Source organism: Nocardiopsis halotolerans DSM 44410 (assembly GCF_000341065.1).
Taxonomy (GTDB): Bacteria; Actinomycetota; Actinomycetes; order Streptosporangiales; family Streptosporangiaceae; genus Nocardiopsis; species Nocardiopsis halotolerans.
Genome location: NZ_ANAX01000236.1, coordinates 40406 through 61444 on the forward strand (window position 1 = coordinate 40406; position 21039 = coordinate 61444).

The 21039-nt window shown below is 70.3% G+C and carries 20 protein-coding genes; 15 read left to right on the forward strand and 5 right to left on the reverse strand.

All coding sequences use genetic code 11. The annotated features are described in order from the left end of the window. Positions 1–22 precede the first annotated feature (22 nt). Positions 23–280 carry a MoaD/ThiS family protein gene (locus tag D455_RS0118360; protein WP_017572173.1) on the reverse strand — a complete coding sequence of 86 codons (258 nt, stop codon included), beginning with the start codon at positions 278–280 and terminating at the stop codon, positions 23–25. Between the two features lie 107 nt (positions 281–387). Between D455_RS0118360 and D455_RS0118365 the strand changes: the two genes are divergently transcribed. The 7 genes from D455_RS0118365 to D455_RS0118400 all read left to right on the forward strand — a co-directional run bounded on the left by D455_RS0118365 (position 388) and on the right by D455_RS0118400 (position 8368). Next, positions 388–1149 carry a winged helix-turn-helix transcriptional regulator gene (locus D455_RS0118365; RefSeq protein WP_017572174.1) on the forward strand — a complete coding sequence of 254 codons (762 nt, stop codon included), beginning with the start codon at positions 388–390 and terminating at the stop codon, positions 1147–1149. A gap of 288 nt (positions 1150–1437) precedes the next feature. Continuing rightward, the gene (locus tag D455_RS33510) at positions 1438–2628 is read left to right on the forward strand and encodes a hypothetical protein (protein ID WP_026122751.1); all 1191 of its coding nucleotides are present in this window, start codon (positions 1438–1440) and stop codon (positions 2626–2628) included. Positions 2629–2976: 348 nt separating this feature from the next. Then, positions 2977–3969, forward strand: coding sequence for a mycothiol synthase (gene mshD, locus D455_RS0118375; protein ID WP_017572175.1), 993 nt, complete (start codon positions 2977–2979; stop codon positions 3967–3969). Between the two features lie 321 nt (positions 3970–4290). Next, positions 4291–5253 (forward strand): phosphate ABC transporter permease subunit PstC, encoded by a 963-nt coding sequence (gene pstC / locus D455_RS0118380; RefSeq protein ID WP_017572176.1) that lies wholly within the window; start codon positions 4291–4293, stop codon positions 5251–5253. Continuing rightward, complete coding sequence (gene pstA, locus D455_RS0118385; protein WP_017572177.1) at positions 5253–6332, forward strand: phosphate ABC transporter permease PstA; 1080 nt, start codon at positions 5253–5255, stop codon at positions 6330–6332. The genes pstC and pstA overlap by 1 nt, the downstream gene beginning before the upstream one ends. Before the next feature lie 55 nt (positions 6333–6387). Beyond that, on the forward strand, positions 6388–7167 hold the full coding sequence (gene pstB, locus D455_RS0118390) for a phosphate ABC transporter ATP-binding protein PstB (protein ID WP_017572178.1): 780 nt from the start codon (positions 6388–6390) through the stop codon (positions 7165–7167). A 235-nt stretch (positions 7168–7402) separates the two neighbouring features. Then, complete coding sequence (locus tag D455_RS0118400; RefSeq protein WP_017572179.1) at positions 7403–8368, forward strand: nucleoside hydrolase; 966 nt, start codon at positions 7403–7405, stop codon at positions 8366–8368. 101 nt (positions 8369–8469) lie between these two features. On the opposite strand, the gene D455_RS0118405 is transcribed toward D455_RS0118400, so the two are convergent. After that, positions 8470–9087, reverse strand: a complete 618-nt coding sequence (locus D455_RS0118405) for a DUF47 domain-containing protein (protein ID WP_017572180.1) — start codon at positions 9085–9087, stop codon at positions 8470–8472. Positions 9088–9514: 427 nt separating this feature from the next. On the opposite strand from D455_RS0118405, the gene D455_RS0118410 reads away from it, so the two are divergent. The 3 genes from D455_RS0118410 (at position 9515) to purM (ending at position 12665) form a co-directional block, all read left to right on the forward strand. After that, positions 9515–9991 carry a sterol carrier family protein gene (locus D455_RS0118410; RefSeq protein WP_026122752.1) on the forward strand — a complete coding sequence of 159 codons (477 nt, stop codon included), beginning with the start codon at positions 9515–9517 and terminating at the stop codon, positions 9989–9991. 9 nt (positions 9992–10000) lie between these two features. Continuing rightward, entirely contained in the window at positions 10001–11497 is a 1497-nt protein-coding gene (gene purF, locus D455_RS0118415) for an amidophosphoribosyltransferase (protein ID WP_026122753.1), read from the forward strand. A 103-nt stretch (positions 11498–11600) separates the two neighbouring features. Continuing rightward, positions 11601–12665, forward strand: a complete 1065-nt coding sequence (gene purM / locus D455_RS0118420) for a phosphoribosylformylglycinamidine cyclo-ligase (RefSeq protein ID WP_017572183.1) — start codon at positions 11601–11603, stop codon at positions 12663–12665. Between the two features lie 132 nt (positions 12666–12797). Here the strand turns inward: purM and D455_RS0118425 are convergent, their stop codons facing one another. Next, complete coding sequence (locus D455_RS0118425) at positions 12798–13025, reverse strand: DUF3073 domain-containing protein (RefSeq protein ID WP_017572184.1); 228 nt, start codon at positions 13023–13025, stop codon at positions 12798–12800. Between the two features lie 233 nt (positions 13026–13258). Between D455_RS0118425 and D455_RS0118430 the strand changes: the two genes are divergently transcribed. Further along, the gene (locus tag D455_RS0118430; protein WP_017572185.1) at positions 13259–14110 is read left to right on the forward strand and encodes a hypothetical protein; all 852 of its coding nucleotides are present in this window, start codon (positions 13259–13261) and stop codon (positions 14108–14110) included. A gap of 707 nt (positions 14111–14817) precedes the next feature. Next, positions 14818–15021, forward strand: coding sequence for a developmental transcriptional regulator BldC (gene bldC, locus D455_RS0118435; protein WP_013155387.1), 204 nt, complete (start codon positions 14818–14820; stop codon positions 15019–15021). 212 nt (positions 15022–15233) lie between these two features. On the opposite strand, the gene D455_RS0118440 is transcribed toward bldC, so the two are convergent. Together D455_RS0118440 and D455_RS0118445 are read right to left on the reverse strand one after the other, a co-directional pair. Then, entirely contained in the window at positions 15234–16625 is a 1392-nt protein-coding gene (locus D455_RS0118440) for a hypothetical protein (RefSeq protein WP_241480275.1), read from the reverse strand. Between the two features lie 379 nt (positions 16626–17004). Then, entirely contained in the window at positions 17005–18342 is a 1338-nt protein-coding gene (locus tag D455_RS0118445; protein WP_017572186.1) for an LPXTG cell wall anchor domain-containing protein, read from the reverse strand. A gap of 483 nt (positions 18343–18825) precedes the next feature. Between D455_RS0118445 and D455_RS0118450 the strand changes: the two genes are divergently transcribed. The 3 genes from D455_RS0118450 to D455_RS0118460 all read left to right on the forward strand — a co-directional run bounded on the left by D455_RS0118450 (position 18826) and on the right by D455_RS0118460 (position 20865). Next, positions 18826–19701, forward strand: coding sequence for an N-acetylmuramoyl-L-alanine amidase (locus D455_RS0118450; RefSeq protein WP_026122756.1), 876 nt, complete (start codon positions 18826–18828; stop codon positions 19699–19701). Positions 19702–19800: 99 nt separating this feature from the next. Beyond that, the gene (locus D455_RS0118455) at positions 19801–20121 is read left to right on the forward strand and encodes a hypothetical protein (RefSeq protein WP_026122757.1); all 321 of its coding nucleotides are present in this window, start codon (positions 19801–19803) and stop codon (positions 20119–20121) included. A 27-nt stretch (positions 20122–20148) separates the two neighbouring features. After that, complete coding sequence (locus D455_RS0118460; RefSeq protein WP_017572189.1) at positions 20149–20865, forward strand: DivIVA domain-containing protein; 717 nt, start codon at positions 20149–20151, stop codon at positions 20863–20865. Positions 20866–21039 lie beyond the last annotated feature (174 nt).

Here is a 21039-nt window from a genome sequence, read left to right on the forward strand (position 1 = left end):
TTTCTCTGTCGTCCCAGGCGTCTCATCCACCCGCGAAGGGCGGTAGGACCTCGATCACAGTCTCGCCCGTGACGGGAATCTCACCGTGCGGCCTGCGCCCGACCGGATGCTCGTCGACGAGCAGGGACGAGGCCCCGAGCACGCGCCGGAAACGGTCGTCCGGGTGCAGCCGACACGCCGCCGCGAGGGCGTCCGCGAGCGTCGCGGCGTCGACCGTCTCCTCGGCGGTTCCCGCGGCCTCCTTGGCCGATGCCCAGTACCTGATAGTGCACTTCGCCATTCGTTGATTATCCTTGGTGTCACTCGGAGGCGACGAATCAGACATCTTCACCGGGGGCAACGGCGCCTTCGATCGCCCGTGTGAGACGGGCTGACGAGAAGAGACGCATGAGTCATCTGCTGCTGTTGACGAACTCGAACGAACCGTCCGACCACGTACTCCCCGCCCTCGGACTCCTCCTGCACTCGGTGCGGGTGGCACCGGCGGAGGCCGGGGCGCTCCTGACGGCGGGCGGCGGCTCCGGCTCGCCGGTCGACGCCATCCTGGTCGACGCCCGGACCGACCTGGCCGCGGCCCGGAACTTCTGCCGCCTGCTCGACACCACCGGCCTGGACTGCCCCCTGCTCGTGATCCTCACCGAGGGCGGTGTCGCGGCGCTGACGCCCGACTGGCAGGCGGACGACTTCGTCCTGGCCACCGCGGGGCCCGCGGAGGTCGAGGCACGCCTGCGGCTGGCCGTCGGCTCGGCCGAGGCCGGGACGGACGATCCCGACGAGATCCGCCGGGGCGACCTCGTTATCGACGAGGCCACCTACATCGCGCGCCTGCGCGGCCGCATCCTCGACCTCACCTTCAAGGAGTTCGAGCTGCTCAAGTTCCTGGCGCAGCACCCGGGGCGGGTGTTCACCCGGGCTCAGCTGCTCCAGGAGGTGTGGGGCTACGACTACTTCGGCGGCACCCGCACCATCGACGTCCACGTGCGGCGCCTGCGCGCCAAGCTGGGCTCGGAGTACGAGTCGCTGATCGGGACCGTGCGCAACGTGGGCTACCGCTTCGTGCCCGACCCGGCCACCAAGGCGTCCAAGGCCCCGGCGGAGGAGGCCGACGCGCTGCCCGAGGCACGGACCGCCGAGGTGAGCGCCACGTAACGGCGGAGCGGACGCGGCACCGCGTCGCGCGACCGCGGACCACCCCGGGGCGCCCCGTGCGGGCGCCCCGGCGTCGTTTCCGGAACCGGACACCGCGCTCCTCCCCCGCCACCCCCTTCACCGGCGAAACGCCTCGAATGCGGCGATCCGAACACTCGTGTTCGACGGCCCCAGGTCCTAAGATCATGGAGGCACCCGAACGCCGGGACGTCAGGCGCGGCGAACTCCTCGCGGCCGGGTACCCCGAAGCTGCTTTGGCGCGCCATCCGCGAGGAGGAGAACGCCCCGATGCCCACCGACGCCGCGAGATCCCCGCTCACCCCCGGGCACCGCCGTAGAGCCATCGCCCTGGGTGCCGTCTTCGTCGGCTCCAGCCTGATCGCCGTCATGTCCCCGGCGTACGCCGAACCGAGTCCCTCGGGAACCCCGTCCGGGTCCGCCCCTCCCCCCACGTCCTCCGCCTCTCCCGCGCCCTCCCCCTCGCCCTCACCCACCGAGTCGCCCACGCCCTCCCCGGAACCGCCCGTCGTGTCGGCGGTCATCGACTTCGGGCGCGGCTCCGACGAGGTGGCGCTGGGCGAGCGCACCCCGGCCAATCCCCTCACCGTGACCAACAACGGCGACGCCAGCATCTGCCTGGTCCGGCTGACCGTGAACACGCCCGGGTTCGGCGTCAGGGACTTCACGCCCCAGGAGGTCGCTCCGGAGGGCTCCGCGTCCGCGGGCGAGGTCACGGGCGCGGCCCGCGAGACGACCGACGTGGTGGCGACCCTGACCTACGCGCTCGCCCAGGAGGGCGTCGACTGCGCGGCCCTCGAACCGGCGGACCGGCACAACGTCTCCACCGGCACGTGGACGGTCTCGGTGGTCGGACCGGACCCGTCACCGTCTCCGGACCCCACCCCCTCTCCCACCAAGGAGCCGAGCCCGTCACCCACCGACGGCCCGGACGGGAACGGCGGGGACGAAGGGAACGAAGAGGACGAGGACGAGACCTCGCCCCCGGACGAGGCGTCCGACCCCGACACCTCCGGGACCGGCGGGGACCAGACCGGCGACTCCGGCGGCTCCGGGGATTCGGGCAGCTCCGGCGGTTCGGGTGGTTCCGGTGACTCGGGAGGTTCGGGCGGTTCCGGGAACTCCGGCGGTTCGGGCGGCGGGGTGGACGACGTGCCCACCAGCGACGTGCCCACCAGCGACGACACCTCGGGGCTGCCGAGCGACGAGGCCGACCTGCCCGGGGTCGTCCCCGGAGCCGAGAACCTCGCCGAACTCCCGACGGTGACCCCGGGGTCGCCGGAGGACGACGGCGTCGACGAAACCGAGGTGGCCGCCAACCACGGCGACCTGGGCCCGAACATGGCTCCGGCCGTGCTGCTCGCCGCGTTCCTGTTGGCGCTGCTGCTCGCGACCCCGCTCGCCCCGGCGCGACGCGTCCGGGTCGGCGGGGGCTACCAGGGCAGGCGCCGCAAGCGGTAGTGGGCTGACCGGACACGTTGCCGGTGTGGCCGAGGTGCTCCCACCCGGAACGATCTCGTACTTGGAGCGAGACTCGCCACAGGTGCAGGATCAGCGCGAACGGGGCGGGTCGGTGCGCCTTCACGGTCACCCCGCCGAAGCGACGCGCGGAGGCGGCCCGGCCAACGGGTGTCCGGCGAGCGGGCCGCCGGGTGGGCGCCGCGCCCCGGCACCCGTGGAAAGCGGAAGCGGGCAGGCGGGCGACGGGACCGGCCGACGCGCGGGAGCGGGGCACCTTACCAGGACAAACGCCGCGGAGGCCGTGCCTGACCGAATCCCGGCGGTCATCCCATCGTAGGCTTTCGCTCCATGGACACCCCGCTAGTCACCGATGATCTGACCCCGGACCTGGCAGACCAGGTGCTGACACTCGCCGAGGCCGCGCGCGCGACCGACGGCGTCGCGCCTCTGTCGGAGCACACCCTGCTCCGCGTCAGGCACGGCGCCCCCTCGGGGAGCAGCCGCTTCCACCTGTCCCTGGAGGACGGGCGCGTGGTCGGCTTCGCCTTCGTGGAGCGCGTCACGGGCGAGCCCGACTCCGGCGAGGTCGTGGTCCACCCCGACAGCCGGAGCCGGGGGCACGGCACCGCCCTGCTGCACTCGGTCGACCGCGACGCCGGGCCGGACGGAGTCCGCGTGTGGGCGCACGGACGCACTCCGCAGGCCGTGTCGGTGGCGCGGGAGGACGGGTGGACCGCGGTCCGCGAACTCCACAAGATGCGCATGCCGCTGCGTGACATCGCCGCCGACGAGGCGGGCGGCCCCTGGACGGCCCCCGAACTGCCCGAGCCCGAACTCCGTCCCGCGGTGGCCGATCAGGTCCAGCTGCGGGCCTTCGTCGTCGGCCAGGACGAGCAGGCGTGGCTGGAGACCAACGCGCGGGCCTTCGCCGACCACCCCGAACAGGGCCAGCTCACGCTGGACGACCTGCTCCAGCGCGAGGTGGAGGACTGGTTCGACCCGCACGGCTTCTTCCTCGCCGTCACCAGGGACGGCAGGGTCGCCGCGTTCCACTGGACCAAGACCCACGCCGACGGTGCCGGGCTCACCGACGGGGAGGCGGTCGGCGAGGTCTACGTGGTGGGCGTGGACCCCGACTGGCAGGGCACCGGCCTGGGACGCACGCTGACCCTGGCGGGCCTGCACCACCTGCGCGACGTCGGCCTGCCGTGGGTGCACCTGTACGTGGACGGCGACAACGAGGCCGCGGTGCGGCTGTACGAGTCGCTGGGGTTCGCCATGTGGGACACCGACGTGATGTACGCACCTCCCGGGGGCGGCGTTCCCCGGTCCGACGTGTGACCCGTCACATTCACCGAGCAATCCCCCTACCGCCACGGGAGTGCGACGGCCCGTTCATCTTCCGTTCACCTTCCTTGGGACAACTCGTCACCTGTGGCACCTACCTTCACATTCGGCGCAGCACGGCCACCGTCCACCACCGACCGCGGCGCGGTGACCAGCGGCCGACCACCCACGGGACGCGGGAAGGCCCTAGGCGGGGAGACGATCCCCGGCCGCGGGAGGACCGCGCCGGAACAGGCCAGGCACGCAGAAGGTGCACGGCAAGCACCGCACCACCCGGGCGACCCGCCCCGAAACCTTCCGAACCGGAGCCAATCCATGACGACCACGGACGCGCCCGAGGCGGCACCACCGCCCACGGGCAAGCGCCGGATCGGCGACGTCGCCTTCGCCGGGCTCGCCCGAGGCTCGGGCCTGCTGATCCTGCTGATCCTCGCCGGCGTCGCCGCCTTCCTGGTCATCCAGGCCTGGCCGTCCCTGACAGCCAACACGGCGAACTTCCTGGCCAGCACGGAGTGGGACCCCAACGTCCGTGAGGAGCCCGCGTTCGGTGTCGCCGCCCTGGCGTTCGGCACCGTGCTCGCCGCGGCCATCGCGCTGCTGCTGGCCACGCCGGTGGCGATCGGGATCGCACTGTTCATCGTCTTCTACGCGCCGCGCAGGATCGCCTCGGTGCTCGGCTACCTGGTGGACCTGCTGGCCGCCATCCCCAGCGTCGTCTACGGCCTGTGGGGCATCGGTTTCCTCGCGCCGGAGCTGGTCCCCGTGTACCAGGCCATGGTCAGGTACCTGGGCTGGATCCCGCTGTTCTCCGGCCCCGCCTCCACCTCGGCGCGCACCATGCTGACCGCCGGCGTGGTCCTGGCCGTGATGATCCTGCCGATCATCACCGCGATGTCGCGTGACGTGTTCCAGCAGACCCCGCAGGGGCACCGCGAGGCCGCGCTGGCCATGGGCGCCACCCGCTGGGAGATGATCCGCCTGGCCGTGCTGCCGTTCGGCAAGTCGGGCGTGATCGGCGGCGCGATGCTCGGTCTGGGCCGCGCCCTGGGCGAGACCATGGCCGTGGCGATGATCCTCTCCCCCGCCCTCATCGTCTCGTGGGACCTGTTGCAGAGCGGCAACCAGACCATCGCCGCGCACATCGCCCTCCAGTACCCCGAAGCCACCGGATACGGCGTGTCCGCGCTGATCGCCGCCGGGCTGGTCCTGTTCGCGATCACGCTCATCGTCAACATGGCCGCGCGTTACGTGGTCTCCCGGGGGAGCAAGGAGTCCTGATGAACACGACGACCACCCAGCCCTCCGGAGCCGGCACCGGTTCGCCCGCGAACGAGATGCGCCGCGGGAGCCTCCCCAACCACTTCCCCGCCATGCTGCTGGCCTCGTGCGCCGCCGTGGTGGCGGGGATCCTGCTGGCCTTCTCCTCCTTCGGCTTCCTCCTGTGGGGCCTGCTCACCGCCGTCGCGTACGTGGTGATCATCGCGACGGCCTCCGCCCGCGTCGAGGGCGGACGCAAGGCCAAGGACCGACTGGTCACCGCGGTCGTCTACGGGTGCTTCCTGGTGGCGATGCTGCCGCTGGTGTCGGTGCTGTGGACCGTGCTCCGCAACGGCATCGTCCGCTTCGACGGCTACTTCCTGTCGGTGTCGATGAGCGGCGTCCTGCCGAGTATGGACGCGGGCGGCGTCTACCACGCGATCGTCGGCACCCTGGCGATCACCGGGATGGCCACGCTCATCTCGGTCCCGATCGGCGTGATGACCGCGATCTACCTGGTGGAGTACGCCGAGGGCCGCCTGAAGCGGATCATCATCTTCTTCGTCGACGTCATGACGGGTATCCCGTCGATCGTCGCGGGCCTGTTCGTGGTGGCGCTGTGGATGATCCTGTTCGGTCCGGGTGAGACCAACGGCGCCGCGGGCGCCATCGCGCTGTCGGTGCTGATGATCCCCGTCGTGGTGCGCTCCAGCGAGGAGATGCTGCGGCTGGTGCCGCAGGACCTGCGCGAGGCGTCGTACGCCCTGGGCGTGCCCAAGTGGCGGACCATCACCAGGGTCGTCCTCCCCACCTCGGCTGGCGGTCTGACCACAGGAATCATGCTCGCCATCGCCCGCGTTATCGGTGAGACGGCGCCGCTGATCCTCACGACGGGGTCGTCCGCGACGGCGATCAACTGGAACCTGTTCGACGGGCAGATGATGAACCTGCCGGTGTTCATCTACTCGCAGGTCCGTATGGGCGGCGCCGTCAACTACGAGCGGGCCTGGGCGGCGGCGCTGACCCTGATCCTGGTGGTGATGCTGCTGTTCTTCCTGGCCCGCATCATCGGCCGCATGTTCGCGCCGAAGACCCGCTGACCCCACACCAACCGCCCACGCCCAGCGCGCGGAGCAGATTCACGAGGAACTTCCAGTGGCGAAACGTATCGACGTCTCCGGTCTCAACGTCTACTACGGCGACTTCAAGGCCGTGGAGGACGTGTCGATGACCATCGAGCCGCGGTCGGTGACGGCGTTCATCGGATCGTCCGGCTGCGGCAAGTCCACCTTCCTGCGGACCCTCAACCGGATGCACGAGGTGACCCAGGGAGCCCGGGTCGAGGGCAAGGTGCTCCTGGACGACCTGGACATCTACGGGGCGGACGTGGACCCGGTCATGGTGCGCACCGAGGTCGGCATGGTCTTCCAGAAGGCCAACCCGTTCCCGACGATGTCGATCTACGACAACGTCATCGCCGGTGCGCGCCTCAACAGCAAGCGGATGAGCAAGTCCGAGGCGGACGACCTGGTGGAGCAGTCGCTGCGCGGCGCGAACCTGTGGGAGGAGGTCAAGGATCGGCTGGGCAAGCCCGGTGCGGGCCTCTCCGGCGGTCAGCAGCAGCGGCTGTGCATCGCCCGTGCCACCGCGGTGAAGCCGTCGGTGCTCCTGATGGACGAGCCGTGCTCGGCGCTGGACCCGATCTCGACCCTGGCGATCGAGGACCTCATCCACCAGCTCAAGGAGAACTACACGATCGTCATCGTCACGCACAACATGCAGCAGGCCGCGCGTGTGTCCGACCGGACGGCGTTCTTCAACCTGTCGGCTCCGGGCAAGCCGGGCAAGCTCATCGAGATGGGCGAGACGAACCAGATGTTCACGCGGCCGGAGCAGAAGGAGACCGAGAACTACATCACGGGCCGCTTCGGTTAGACCGCCCCTCGTCTGGCTGGCCGGTGATGGGGTGGTCGCCCCTTCTGTCGGACCGTCTCCCGTCCGGGGGCGACCGGCGACGTGGGGCGCTTCGGCCGGGTCCCCCTCCCACGGCCGGTCGTGTCTCCTCCCCTTGACCGGGGGCTGGCGGTGTTGGAGGGTCGTTGCGGACCGACCGTCTCCCTCCCCCGCCGGTACCGCCGCGGAGTGACCGACCCGGACGAGAGGACACAGCGTGACCACACCCCTGGTGATCGACACCGACACCGCGCAGGACGACTGCGTGGCCCTCCTCGTCGGATTACTGGACCCGGACGCGGACCTGCGCGCCATCACCATGGTGGCGGGCAACGTGGGGTTCGACAAGCAGCTGCGCAACGCCTTCCTCACCCTCAGCGTGGCGGGACGCCTGGGCGAGGTGCCCATCCACCCGGGCTGCCGCCGTCCGCTCGTGCGCCCGTGGGTGAGCGCGGAGAACGTGCACGGCGACGGGTCGGGGGGCCTGTCGATGGACGACGCGGACCTGGAGCCCGAGCGGGAGCACGCCGTGGACGCCCTGATCCGGCTGGCCGCGGAGAACCCCGGTGAGCTGTCGATCGTGGCGATCGGGCCGCTGACCAACATCGCGATGGCCGCCGTCAAGGACCCGGACTTCGTCCGCAACGTGGGCACCCTGTACGTCATGGGCGGCTCCAACAACGGCCGTGGCAACATCAGCGCCGCCGGGGAGTTCAACTTCTACGTCGACCCCGAGGCGGCCAAGGCCGTGTTCGCGTCGGGCTTCGAGGTCACCGTGGTCCCCTGGGACCCCCTGACCCTGCGCCAGGCGGTGTTCGACCAGGAGAGGCTGGACACGATCGCCGCCATCGGCACCCCGCTGTCGGACTTCTTCGGTCGCGTGTGCGCGGCGACGCTGGAGTTCGACCGCAGGGTGGGCATCGACGGCACCACCCACCCCGACTCCCTGGCCGCCTCGCTGCTGCTCCACCCGGAGCTGGTGCGCCGCTCCGGGCGCTACCACGTGGACGTGGAGACCGCCGGAGAGTTGACCCGGGGATACGCGGCCATGTCGTGGGGCGTGCACGGGCTGGAGGCGAACGCGACGGTGATCGAGGAGATCGACGCCGACGGGTTCTTCGACCACCTCGTCGGCGTGCTCTCACGGCGGACGGTTCCCAGCCGGAGGATCACCGGCCTGTAGGTCCCGGGCCCCGGCGGGCAGAGGACACGCCTCCACCCGCCGCCGGTCCGCGCGGAGGGGGTTCGGACGGGGGAATCGGGGTTCTCGGGGGTCTCGGGGGCTCATCCGTTCTTGACGACGATGGTCTCCACCGTGTTCGCGACGTGCTCGAACGCGTCCGCGGCGGTCTCCAGCTCCTCGATGACGTCCTTGAGCTTGAGGACGGTCAGGGCGTCGTACTCCCCGCTGAACAGGCGGGCGAGGAGCTTGCGGTAGATGCGGTCGGCCTGGTTCTCCAGCTGGTTGATCTCGATCCAGTACCTGGTCAGGTCCTCCAGCGTGCGGAGACGGGGCATCGCCTCGGCGGTCAGCTCGGCGGCGCGTTCCAACACCTCGATCTGGTCGATGATCCCCTTGGGGAGGCGTTCCAGGGCGTAGAGGCCGATGAGGTCGACGGCGGCCTCCATGGAGTCCATGACGTCGTCCAGGTTCGAGGCCAGTCGGTAGATGTCCTCCCGGTGAATCGGTGTCGCCGAGCTCTTGTTGAGACGTCGCATGATCGCGTGGGTGGCGTCATCACCCGCGTGCTCGCAGGCACGCATCTTCTCGGTGATGGCCTCGCGGTCGGCCCCGTCACTCATGAGCTCCACCAGCAGGCGGGCCGCGATGACCAGGTTGTTCGCCGAGTCGGTGAACATCTCGTAGTAACTGTCATCACGCGGGCGCAAGCGCAGGCGCACGTCGTTCTCCCGATGGTGCGGTGGTGTTCCTTGGTGGATGTTAAGCGCGTTGGTCGGCTGGTCCGGCGCGGTTGGGGCAGGGTGGCGCGGGTCCGGCGTCGGGGCGGCGGGACCGCACGGACTTAGTCACCCCTTATTCATCTGGTGGTGCCGCCGCGTGGATCACCCTGGGGTAGGGGGTCCATCGCAATCCTCCCAATCTCAACAACACCGGGACGGTTCGGGACGCTACCGTGTCCCGCCCCTGCTGGCCAGCGTCACGCTGAGACAGGAATCACCCAATCAAGCGGAGACCGGTGGACAGTTCCTCCGGTGTTCCTTGATGTCCACCTTCGGTCTATTTTGCCGCCATGACAAGTACCCCCTTTGTTCATCCATTCGATGACCCGGCACCGACGGCCGAACCGTCCCCGTAGGCTCTGGAGCCATGCCTTCCGCTCTGAGCCCGAGCGCCGTGCGGCGCCTGCGCGAGTCCCTGGACGAACAGCTCTCCGCTCTGGGAGAGGCCCCCTTCGAGGGAGGCGACGAGGACGCCGTCGCCGCCTGCGCCGAGGCGGTGCTGCGGGCCGGAGAACCCCTGCGCACGGCCGTCAAGGCGGCCGTGCGGGGCAGCCTGGCCCTGCTCGCGGACCGCGCCCCGGGGCGCAGCCTGGAGGTGCGCGTGCCACCGCACGGCGCCGTCCAGGCGGTCGAGGGCCCACGACACACCAGGGGCACCCCGCCCGGTGTCGTGGAGACCGATCCCCTCACGTGGCTGCGCGTGGCCACCGGGCGCCTCCCCTGGGACCGAGCGGTCTCCGAACACCTGGTGCGGGCGAGCGGCGCCCGCTCCGACCTCTCCGGGCACCTGCCCCTGTGGCCGGCGCCGCCCCCGGGTGGTGCCACGCCGACGGCCAGGCACTAAGCTGTGGGTGTGTCGTACTCCGACGGCCGGCTCACCACGGACCTCGATCCGCTCGAACGCGGCCCGCAGGACGCCTGCGGTGTCTTCGGGGTCTGGGCTCCCGGCGAAGAAGTCAGCAAGCTCACCTACTTCGGTCTTTACGCTCTGCAGCACCGCGGACAGGAGTCCGCGGGCATCGCGCTGAGCGATGGGGAACGGATCGTCGTCTACAAGGACATGGGACTCGTCTCCCAGGTCTTCAACGAGGCGACCCTGGACTCCCTGCGCGGCCACCTCGCGATCGGCCACTGCCGCTACTCCACCACCGGCTCCCCGGTGTGGGAGAACGCACAGCCGACCTTCTACACGGCCCGTGAGGGAGGTCTGGCACTCGGCCACAACGGCAACCTGATCAACACCCCGGAACTGGCGGGGATGCTGCCCGACACCCGCCGGGGCGCCACCACGGACACCGAGGTCCTCACGAACCTGCTGGCCGACCGGGCCAGGAGCGGAAGCTCCGTGGAGGACGCGGCCATCGAGCTGCTCCCCCAGGTCAGAGGCGCCTTCTCGCTGGTGTTCATGGACGAGGACACCCTGTACGCGGCGCGCGATCCCCAGGGCATCCGCCCGTTCGTGCTGGGCCGCCTGGGTGAGACCTCCGGCGCGGGCGGTTGGGTGGTCGCCAGCGAGACCGCGGCCCTGGACATCGTGGGCGCCACCGTCGTCCGCGAGATCGAGCCCGGCGAGCTCCTCACCATCGACGAGCGCGGGGTCCGCTCCCGCCGCTTCGCTCCCGCGCGCCGCAAGGGCTGCCTGTTCGAATACGTCTACCTGGCCCGCCCCGACACCACCATCGCGGGCCGCAGCGTCAACTCCACCCGTGTGGAGACGGGCCGCCGCCTGGCCAAGGAGCACCCGGTGGAGGCCGACCTGGTCATCCCGGTGCCCGAGTCCGGCACCCCGGCCGCGGTCGGCTACGCCGAGGCCAGCGGCATCCCCTTCGCCCAGGGTCTGGTGAAAAACTCCTACGTGGGACGCACCTTCATCCAGCCCAGCCAGACCCTGCGCCAGCTGGGGATCAGACTCAAGCTCAACCCGCTGCGCGAGGTCATCGAGGGCCGCCGCCTGGTGGTGGTGGACGACTCGATCGTGCGCGGCAACACCCAGCGCGCCCTGGTCCGGATGCTGCGCGACGCGGGCGCCGCCGAGGTGCACGTACGCATCTCCAGCCCGCCCGTGCTGTGGCCCTGCTACTACGGCATCGACTTCGCCACCCGCGCCGAACTCATCGCGGCGAACCTGAGCGTGGAGGAGATCGCCGCCTCGGTGAACGCCGACTCCCTGGCCTACGTGGACCTCGACGAGCTCATCGCCGCGTCGGAGGTACCCAAGGACGACCTGTGCCGGGCGTGCTTCGACGGCGTGTACCCGATCGACGTGGACGCCGACGCCCAGGGCAAGTACCTGCTGGAGAAGGCCTGCGGCACACCCGAGGGGTCGACCCTGGCCACCAGCGACAAGTAACCGCCGTCGGGGCCCGCCGGCCCCGCGCGGTGGCTCCGCCGTGCCCTGGGAGGGGAGGCGGGGTCTCGCACCACCACCGCAACACAGCACGAGGAGAACTCGCGTGGCAGCCGAGAGCACGGGCACGACGGGCGCGTACGCCGCCGCGGGCGTCGACATCGCCGCCGGTGAGCGCGCCGTCGACCTGATGAAGCGCCACGTGGCGCGCACCCGCAGGCCCGAGCAGGTGACCGACGCCAGCGGCTTCGCGGGTCTGTTCCGGCTCGACACGGGCAGGTACAGGGATCCGGTCCTGGCGACCTCCACCGACGGCGTGGGCACCAAGGTGCTGCTCGCCCAGCAGATGGACAAGCACGACACGATCGGCGTCGACCTGGTGGCGATGGTCGTCGACGACCTCGTGGTCAGCGGCGCCGAGCCCCTGTTCATGACCGACTACGTCGCCTGCGGCGCGGTGGTGCCCGAGCGCATCGCCGAGATCGTCGGCGGTATCGCGGAGGGCTGCCACCAGGCCGGGTGCGCGCTGATCGGCGGGGAGACCGCCGAGCACCCGGGCGCCATGGAGCCCGACGAGTACGACCTGGCCGGTGCGGGCACCGGTGTGGTGGAGGGCGACGCCATCCTCGGCCAGAACCGGGTGCGCGAGGGCGACGCCGTGATCGCGATGGGCTCCTCAGGCCCGCACTCCAACGGTTACTCGCTGGTCCGGCACATCGTGGACCGGGCGGACCTGGACCTGTTCGCGCACGTCCCCGAACTGGACGGGGTACTGGGTGAGGTCCTGCTCACGCCGACCCGCGTGTACGCCAAGGACTGCGTGGCCCTGACCGGCGCGGTGGAGGTGCACGCCTACGCGCACATCACCGGCGGCGGGCTGGCGGCCAACCTGGCACGGTCCCTGCCCGACCACCTGGACGCGGAGCTGGACCGCTCCACCTGGGCGCCCGCCCCCGTGTTCGGCTACCTGGCCGACAGGGGCGAGGTGAGCCGTGAGGACATGGAGGCCACGTTCAACATGGGCGTGGGCATGGCGGCGATCGTCGCGGCGGACGACGCCGAACGCGCCCTGGATGTCCTGGCCGACCGCGGTGTCCCCGCCTGGCGGCTGGGCACGGTGACGGCCGGTTCCGGGCAGGCGGTCCTGACCGGGGAGTACCGCGGCACGTGAGTGGACGCGAACATAGCCGGTGCGAACCACCAGGGTGGTTCGCACCGGCTATATCCACCTGTCCGCTACGGCTTTCCGNNNCAGGTCAGCGGTTGTTGTCCGAGCGACCTGAAAGTCTCGGTCTACCGGGTGCTACTTGTCGGAGTCCGAGTACTTGTCGGCAAGATCCGCGTAACGGTCGACCAGGTCGTCGTGAGGATCCGCGTAGGAATCATCCGGACCCGACGGCCCGGAGGGAGACCCCTCGTCCTCAGCGACACCCAGCTCCGACCGCAGCCGATCAAGGTCGGTCCCACCGGAGCTGTACTTGAGCTTCCGGGCGACCTTCTGCTGCTTGGCCTTGGCTCGGCCGCGCCCCATTGGCTCGACCCCCTCAACGATTGGGTTCCGACGAACCCCAGATCACTTACTAACCCGCACTACCGGGCTGACGGCCGTCAAACGCGACTGACGACAGGCGTCAGCTTACGTACACACACAACCGTACCTGGTCGGCCCCCGTCGTGCCTACGCCACCCGGGTGTGACGGGTGTGGTGCCCGCACGGAACGGCGCACCCGCAGGCCCCCTGTGGTGAGTGCCACACAGAACGATATGTGCCACGATGCGTTCGTGCTGCCCTACACCGCCTATCTTCGCGTCTACCAGCCGATCGACGCCTTCTCTCCGTGTGATCGCGGCTACTGGGAGGAGTACGCGGCCTCGTCCGACCGCCCCCGGCGGATCAACGCGCTGGCGGCGGAGCACTCCGAGAGCCTGAACCGACTGGTCACGACACCCCCTCGGGTGGCACCGGCGGAGGAGAGCCGCAACGCCTACCTCCGGCGGGTGAACGAGCGCCTGTACGTCTGCCCGTGGCAGACGCGGCTGCGCTCGTGGCGGGCCTTCACGGAGTTCAGCGGCACGATGCCGGCGGGGTTGAGCACGGCGTTCGTCCCCGCGAGCGAGGCGGAGCGCGCGGAGGAGCGGTACCGAGCGTGGCGGGACGCGGGGGAGACGGTGCGGCCGGGCATCCTGTCGAGCAACTGGACCATCCCGGTCCCGTGGTTCGTGCCCTTCGAGGCCCAGGAGCGGTGTCTGGTGCTGTCGGCGAACTCCACCCGGACCCTGCTGTACCTGACCCGGACCTCGCTGGCCATGCGACGGCTGGAGCACACGCTGGCGGTGCTGCGGGAGCACATCGGCGAGCGCTCGGTGTCGGCCTCGACCGAGCAGCTGGTGGACTGGCTGTCCCTGACCGCCCATCCGGACTCGCTGCTGGAGCTGGACTACGGCGGCCTGCCGCACCTCCTCGACGACGACCACCTCGGGGAGGACCACTCGGTGGCCGAGGTGTCGGGGGCCGTGGAGGCCCTGGCGACGGGAAACAGCGAGCGGGTGCTGGAGCTGCGCGAGAGGCTCGCGCGGCGCTGGAGGTTGGTTCGCGCCCTGGAGCACGCCAACTGAGGGTTACGGTATCGCCAGATTTTCGTGGACACCCCGCCTGATGCCGTCGTCATCCGTTGACGTGGACACGGGCGCGCCACGCCGGGCGCCAACCTGGTACACCAGGTTTCTTTCTTCTTCTGGAGAATCTTTCCGCACGTGACAAGGGTGTGAGCCCGGACGTCGTCCGCGCACGACATCAAGCGTCGTGAAACTGGGCATAACGCCCGATAGGGATCGGCGTAGACTGTAGTCGGACGATCACCGAGCGCACTCTGAGTAACCAGGAAACCCTTGCCACGCGGGCATCCGCGCGGCCCGAACCGCCAACCGAGGCACTCGGAACCCGCCTCCGCGAGTTCCTCCCCGCACCCCTCCCCGCACCCAGCAGACCGGGGGCGCCGGATCCGCCCTCCGGAGCCCTGGACCGGGTTTCGGTCAGGCCTCCGTAGCACTTCGGACGCTCCGCATCGAGAAAAACGAGGCCGGAGAACGAAGTTTTGACCGAATACGCCACATGCCACTAAACGTGTCGCTAGAATCACTTAGCGTGACGCGGCCACGGGCGGCTTTTCTTGGCCTCCCACGTGCAAAGTTGCTTGGAGTGGTCGTACAATCACCTCGGGTGATGCCAATATAGACCTAGAGGGAATATTGGACATCCGGGCCAAGTGCCAGGATTAAGGCTCAAGGATCGGCACACAGATCCAGGAGGAGAGGCCGTACACATGTCAACTCGCACGCCCGAGGCGGAGCCCCTGTTGACCCCCGCCGAGGTTGCCACCATGTTCCGCGTGGACCCCAAGACCGTGACACGCTGGGCGAAGGCGGGCAAGCTGACCTCGATCCGCACCTTGGGCGGACACCGCCGCTACCGCGAGACCGAGGTCCGCGCCCTGCTGGCCGGAATCCCCAGCCAGCGTACGGAGTGATCTCCCCGGTCTGTGCCGATTCCGGGGGGAACGGCCGGGCGGGCTCCGGCCGCTGACACAGCCGACCAGGGCTGACAAAGGCCGAGGGCGGGTCTTCCGAGGAGGAGGCCCGCCTTCCGCGTGTCCGGGGCCCGTTCCCCGGCCCCGGAAACGGGCCCCGGGGCCGGGCCGGAGAGCCCGTTCGAACGACGCGTCCGGACGCCCCGTGGACGTCAGTCCTCGATCTGGTCGTCCATGGCGGTGGTGCGCTTGCGGGCCAGGAAGGTCGCGGCCGAACCGCCGCCGACCGCCACCACCGCGGCGGTGATCAGCGCGGCGAGTGAACTGCCCGTGGTCGCCAGGAAGCCGTTCCCTCCCGCGGTCTCCTCCGGCTCCTCCGTCTCCTCCTTCTGGCCGCCCTTGTCACCCGGTCCCGGCGGCGTGGTCTCGGTGTGGACCGAGCCGAGCGCCCACGAGTCGGCGAAGTCCACCGCGAAGCCCTTCCCCTTCCCGGATCCGCCCACCTGCACCCACACGGTCATCCAGCTGCGGATGCCCTGACCGTCCCAGTCCTGGTCCTCATCCTGGAAGGTGGTCTCGCTGACCTCGAAGCGGATGCTGACGGGGACCTCCAGGGCCACCTCGCCCTCCTCGTCGAACACCTCCAGGACCTCCTCCGCCACGACCCCCTCGTCGCCCGGGCCCAGCGGCTCCACGGGAGTGCCGAACGCGGTCAACGCGCCGTGTGTGAGGGTCGCCTCCGACGTGCCGTCGTATCCGGCGGTGGCCGTGCTGGTCACGTCGGCGAGGGTGAACTCCACCGTGTTGTCGTCGGCGGAGACCAGCTCCGCGACGCTCTCGTCGAGGACGATCACGTCGTCCGTACTCGGGAGGGGGCTGGGGGAGGGGTCGGGGGAGGGAGTGGGTGACGGATTCCTCTCCGGTTCGCGCTGGGGGGCGTCCGAGGGCTCCTCGCTCGCCCGGGCGCCGCTCTGACCGTCCGTGTCGGCCGTGGTGTCCCCGTCGTCCGCGGTGGACCCTCCGCCGTCCGCTGGGCCCTGCTCCGCGGGAGCGCCCTCGTCCGTGTCCCCCGTGCCGTCGGTGCCGTCGGTGTCGCCGGTGTCGTCCGTACCGTTCGGAGAGGGCTCCTCCCGGAGGGGGACGCCGTCCCCCTCCCTGGTGGCCCCGGTCTCCGGGGAGGAAGACGGTGACGGCGACGGTGACGGAGAGGGCGCGGTCAGGTCCACGTCCGACGGCACGTCGATCAACCCGTGGGCGGCGAGGTCCGCGACGTCCATCCGGAAGACCGCGGTGCGCACGGTGGAGGCGGCGCGCGCTCCCTCATCGTCGACCACGGTGTGGCTCTCGCCGTCGATCTCCAGGTAGTCGGCCATCGGGCCGAAGAGGTCCTCGGCCGTGGTGCTCCCCTCGGTCTGACCACCGAAGCCGGTGGCCGTCGAGTAACCGGTGACGACGTCGCCGTCGGCGACCCAGGCCTGTGCGTTGCCCCAGACGAGCTGGTCGGCGGCGGCGGGGAGCGCGGACACGGCACCGAGCGCGCCGAGGGCGACGAACAGGACGCTGCCGCTGGCGAGGCGGCGTGCGGTCAGCTTGGTGGGAGACACCACAACACTCCTGTTGTTCATGGGGGATGCCCGACCCGAAGGTCGGCCCGTGTCCGCCGCGGGCGGTGGACAGGGTTACCGGGCCAGCCGGAGACGGCCGGTCGCGGTGCGTGGGGCGGTTCGTGTCGGGGCCTTCCCGCCCCGGGAAGGAGAACTGCTCGGGCTGGGTGGGGGCGCCCTACGGCGAGCCTAACGGCTCGATCACGAAACGGAAACCGTCCCCGTGTCCTGACCGAACGTGTGGGAGGGCCGATGACTGGTCAACGGAGGTCGCCGCCGAGGAGTTCCACCGGGCCGGGACAACCGGGCCGGAAAACAGGACGGCCCCGGGGAACGTGTCCCCGGGGCCGGGTCGGCTCAGCCGACGTCAGGCTCTGGATCAGCCCTCGCTGGTCTCCGCGGCGGAGTCGGAGGCGTTCTTCTTGCGGCGGGCGAAGAACGCGGCCAGGCCACCACCGGCGGCGACCGCGGCACCGGCCGCGATCAGACCGGTCAGCGGGCTACCGGTCTGGGCCAGGGACTCGGCGTTCTCCAGCTTCTCGGAGTCCTGCTCGTCGCCCTTGTCGTCACCCTTGTCCTCGGGGTGGGTCGGGGCGGGCTTCTCGTCGCCGTCGTCGCCCTTGTCGTCACCACCACCGGTGCCGTCGCCGTCATCGCCGTCGTCGACCTGGACGGTGCCGATGCTGGCCACGCTCTCGGCCAGATCCACGTAGTGGAACGGTGCGTCGGCGCCTTGGACGGTGAAGGTCACTCCGAAGCCGGTGAAGGCGTCGTTCCAGCTGACGCCGCTCTCCTCGTCGACGAACTCCTCGACGCCCTCGTAGGACTGGATGTCGATCAGGACGGTGACCTGTTCGCCGCTGTCGAGGGTGACGATCTCCGGGTAGGAGATGTCAGCGATGTCAGCGCTGCGGGAGATCTCGCCGTCCCAGCTCTGGGTGGTCGTGGTGGTCACGCCCGAGAGGGCGGCGTCAAGGAGGATCTCGTCCGAGCCACTGCTCAGCTCGGTGTTCTCCTCGTTGAGGACAATGGTCTCGGGCTCGGCCGCGGCGTCGGACTCGGTGCTGGCCTCCGGGGGCGTGGTGGGCTCCGACTCGGTCACCGGGTCGGTCGGCTCCTGGGTCTCCTCACCGGAGTTCCCGTTGTCGCCGCCCTCCGGGTTCTCGGCCCCGGAGCCCTCGGTGGCAGGGTCCTCGGTACCGGGCTCCTCAGGATCCGGAGCCTCCCCACCGGAGTCCTCGCTGTCCCCGTCCTCGTGCTCCTCGGACCCGTCGCCCTCGGAGTCCTCGCCCTCGGGGTCCTCCGTCTCGGACTCGTCGCCCTCAGGGTCCTCGGACGCCTCGGCCTCGGGGTCCTCCCCGTCGCCGGCCTCGTCATCGAGGTTTTCCTCGATGATCTGCTCGACGTCGGAAACGGTGATCTGGACCCTGGCGGTGTCCACGGTGGCCGTGGCGGTCACGCCGTCGCCGTTCACGGTGGCGCTGCTGGTACCGGAGAAGGTCAGCCAGTCGCCGACGGAACCGGAGTAGCTGTTGCTGGTCGTGCCGTCGTAGCTGATGGAGACGCCCTGCTGGTTGCCGACGGAGGCATAAGCCCAGCCGTAGACCTCACCGTCAGCAGCGGCGGGAAGAGCCGTGGCAATGCTCAGCGCGCCAAGAGCGGCGAAAGTGGCGCCGCCCTGGAGAATACGGCGCGCGGTAACGCGAGTGTTCTTCAAGTCAATCCTCATTCGGATCGCCACAGCCCGAACTCGTCGGGCTGCCCTGGGCAAGCGCACCACCGCAGACCGCGGAGAAGGCCTCGGAGCGCGAACCAGGGGTGGATGGGGGATGCCAGAGGCGCACAGAAACCCCTGAACAGCGGAAACGAGGGACACGGTCGCGGCCACGGGACGGGCGGGCCAGACGGAACCGGGTCGCGTTGACTTCCCATTTCCTCACCGGAAGCCTACACGAAAGGAAAGGGAAGAATCCCCATAAAGGATCACGAAGTGATCACACCACAATGCATCGTCACCCTGGGCGACGCACCCATTCGCCCCGGAAGTTTTTTCCGGAATCGGTAAACCGAACACCGTATGGCGCGTCCTTACAAGGAAGTGTGTCGCAGGGAAAGGCTTTCGATCGCCCTTCTCCACGCCGCCCGTTTCGCCCGGAACAGGACGGTACGTCCGGGCATCGCGAGCGACTAGGTTGTGGGCATGCCCGTCTCCGCACCGCGAGGGCCCCGGAGCCGCGCCACCCGCGCCCTGTCACTCGCCTCCTCGGCCCTGCTCCTCACCGCCGCCTGCTCGGCGTCACCGGGAGCGTCCCCCGGCGACGACCCCACCGCGGCCCTCCCCCTCCCCGGACCGGGGGAGGACACCGACGCCTCCGACTCTCCGCGTGAGGGCGGCGAAGCCGCCAGCGAAGGCCCCCTCGACAGCCGTGTCGTGGTCATCGACCCCGGGCACAACGGCGGCAACGCCGCCGCCCCCGACGAGATCCACGCGATGGTCCCCGCCGGGCCCAACCAGAAGGCCTGCGACACCGTCGGCACCGAGACCACCAGCGGTTACGCCGAGCACGAGTTCAACTGGCAGCTGTCCGTGCTGGTCAGGGAGAGACTGGAGGCCGACGGCGCCACCGTCGTCCTCACCCGCGACGACAACGAGGGCGTCGGACCCTGTATCGACGAACGCGCGGGCATCGGCAACGAGGCGGAGGCGGACGCGGCCGTGTCCATCCACGCCGACGGCGGCCCCGAGTCCGGGCGCGGGTTCCACGTGATCATGCCGGGCGAGGTCAGCGGTTACACCGACGACATCGTGGAGGAGTCCCGGCTGCTCGGCGAGCACCTCCACCGCGAGTACCTGGAGGGCAGCGGCGTCCCGTACGCCGACTACCTCGCGGACGAGGGCTTGGACGTGCGCACCGACCTGGGCGGACTCAACATGTCCGACGTGCCCAAGGTGTTCCTGGAGACAGGCAACATGCGCAACCCCGAGGACGCGGCGCTCATGCGGGACCCCGCGTGGCGGGAGCAGGCCGCGGACGCCGTCGCCGAAGGGCTGGCCTCCTACCTCATGCGGGAGTGACTTCGGCACGTACATCCGCGTTCGTCCGGTTCCGGCCACGGACGTCCGCAGCCGCCCGCGACTATGGTCAAGGTTCTCCTCCATGGGCATAATGCGTCCATGAGATCCCCCGTGTCCCAGCCCTTCCCCGGATTCGACATCGTCCTGCGCGGCTTCGACCGCCGCCAGGTGGACGACCTCGTCCACCGCGCCAACTTCACGCTGGCCACGCTCGACGGCTCCCCCTACTTCGTCGGTGAGGTGACGTCGTTCGCCGACCTGCCCGAAGAGCAGCGGCCCGACCCCGTCACCGCCCGGGAACTGGACACCGCCGCCGTGGACATCGTTCTGCGCGGATACGACCGCACCCAGGTCATGGACGTCCTGTCCGAACTCGTGATGCGACTGACCGAGGCCGAATCACGCGCGACCCGGGGATAACCGCTCCGGGAAGCCGTGAACTGCACAATGGGGACCATGCCTCTGACACCGGCGGACATCCGCGAAAAGAAGTTCCACACGGTGCGTCTGCGCCAGGGTTACCACGAGGAGGACGTCGACGAGCTCCTCGACCGGATCGAGGCGACCCTCGTCGCCCTGGAGGGCGGACCGCGCACCGGCCCGCTCGTCACCGCCGACGAGGTGCGCAACTCGCGGTTCCGCACCACGAGGCTGAGCCCGGGCTACCGCGAGGACGAGGTCGACGACTTCCTCGACCTCGTGATCGCCGACCTGGCCGGGCGCGGGCTCGGGCACGCCCAGGAGCAGGAACAGCCGCCGCCGCTGCCCCCGCGTCCGGGCCCGGCGGGCGGTACCGGGCAGACGCGGTACCAGGAGCCCCGGGACCCGCGGCACGGCTCCGCGCCGGAGAGCCCGGGCGCCCCGGGCCAACCACCGCGGCGTACCGGCCTGACCCCCGGGGACGTCCGGGAGAAGCAGTTCGCCACGACCCGGCTCACCACGGGCTACAACGAACAGGAGGTCGACGACTTCCTCGACCGGGCCGAGTTCACGCTGGAGGTCCTCCAACGGGGACTCCCGGAGCAGGCGACCCTCACCGCGGCCGAGGTGGAGCGGGTCCAGTTCGCCACCACGCGCGCGCGGCCGGGCTACGATCCGGCCCAGGTGGACCACTTCCTCGACGTGCTCGCCGAGGAGCTGCGCCGCTACGAGCAGCCGCACTGACGACGGCACCCCGGCGAGAGGGCGGGCGGTACGTCCGTGTGCGCGGTCATGCCTGGGGGTCGGGACACGCCCCGGACGCGGACACGCCGTAGCGCGCAAACCCCATACCCAGGGTAGCGGAAAGTAATATTTGGACACAGGAAGTAGTCATCCCCCCGTTGTCCCGCAGACCGC

What these genes read in the sequence shown, in the direction of transcription:
- D455_RS0118360 (WP_017572173.1), bottom strand. Translation starts at nt 280, where the DNA reads ATGGCGAAGTGCACTATCAGGTACTGGGCATCGGCCAAGGAGGCCGCG.
- D455_RS0118365 (WP_017572174.1), top strand. Translation starts at nt 388, where the DNA reads ATGAGTCATCTGCTGCTGTTGACGAACTCGAACGAACCGTCCGACCAC.
- D455_RS33510 (WP_026122751.1), top strand. Translation starts at nt 1,438, where the DNA reads ATGCCCACCGACGCCGCGAGATCCCCGCTCACCCCCGGGCACCGCCGT.
- mshD (WP_017572175.1), top strand. Translation starts at nt 2,977, where the DNA reads ATGGACACCCCGCTAGTCACCGATGATCTGACCCCGGACCTGGCAGAC.
- pstC (WP_017572176.1), top strand. Translation starts at nt 4,291, where the DNA reads ATGACGACCACGGACGCGCCCGAGGCGGCACCACCGCCCACGGGCAAG.
- pstA (WP_017572177.1), top strand. Translation starts at nt 5,253, where the DNA reads ATGAACACGACGACCACCCAGCCCTCCGGAGCCGGCACCGGTTCGCCC.
- D455_RS0118410 (WP_026122752.1), top strand. Translation starts at nt 9,515, where the DNA reads ATGCCTTCCGCTCTGAGCCCGAGCGCCGTGCGGCGCCTGCGCGAGTCC.
- D455_RS0118425 (WP_017572184.1), bottom strand. Translation starts at nt 13,025, where the DNA reads ATGGGGCGCGGCCGAGCCAAGGCCAAGCAGCAGAAGGTCGCCCGGAAG.
- D455_RS0118430 (WP_017572185.1), top strand. Translation starts at nt 13,259, where the DNA reads ATGTGCCACGATGCGTTCGTGCTGCCCTACACCGCCTATCTTCGCGTC.
- bldC (WP_013155387.1), top strand. Translation starts at nt 14,818, where the DNA reads ATGTCAACTCGCACGCCCGAGGCGGAGCCCCTGTTGACCCCCGCCGAG.
- D455_RS0118450 (WP_026122756.1), top strand. Translation starts at nt 18,826, where the DNA reads ATGCCCGTCTCCGCACCGCGAGGGCCCCGGAGCCGCGCCACCCGCGCC.
- D455_RS0118455 (WP_026122757.1), top strand. Translation starts at nt 19,801, where the DNA reads ATGAGATCCCCCGTGTCCCAGCCCTTCCCCGGATTCGACATCGTCCTG.
- D455_RS0118460 (WP_017572189.1), top strand. Translation starts at nt 20,149, where the DNA reads ATGGGGACCATGCCTCTGACACCGGCGGACATCCGCGAAAAGAAGTTC.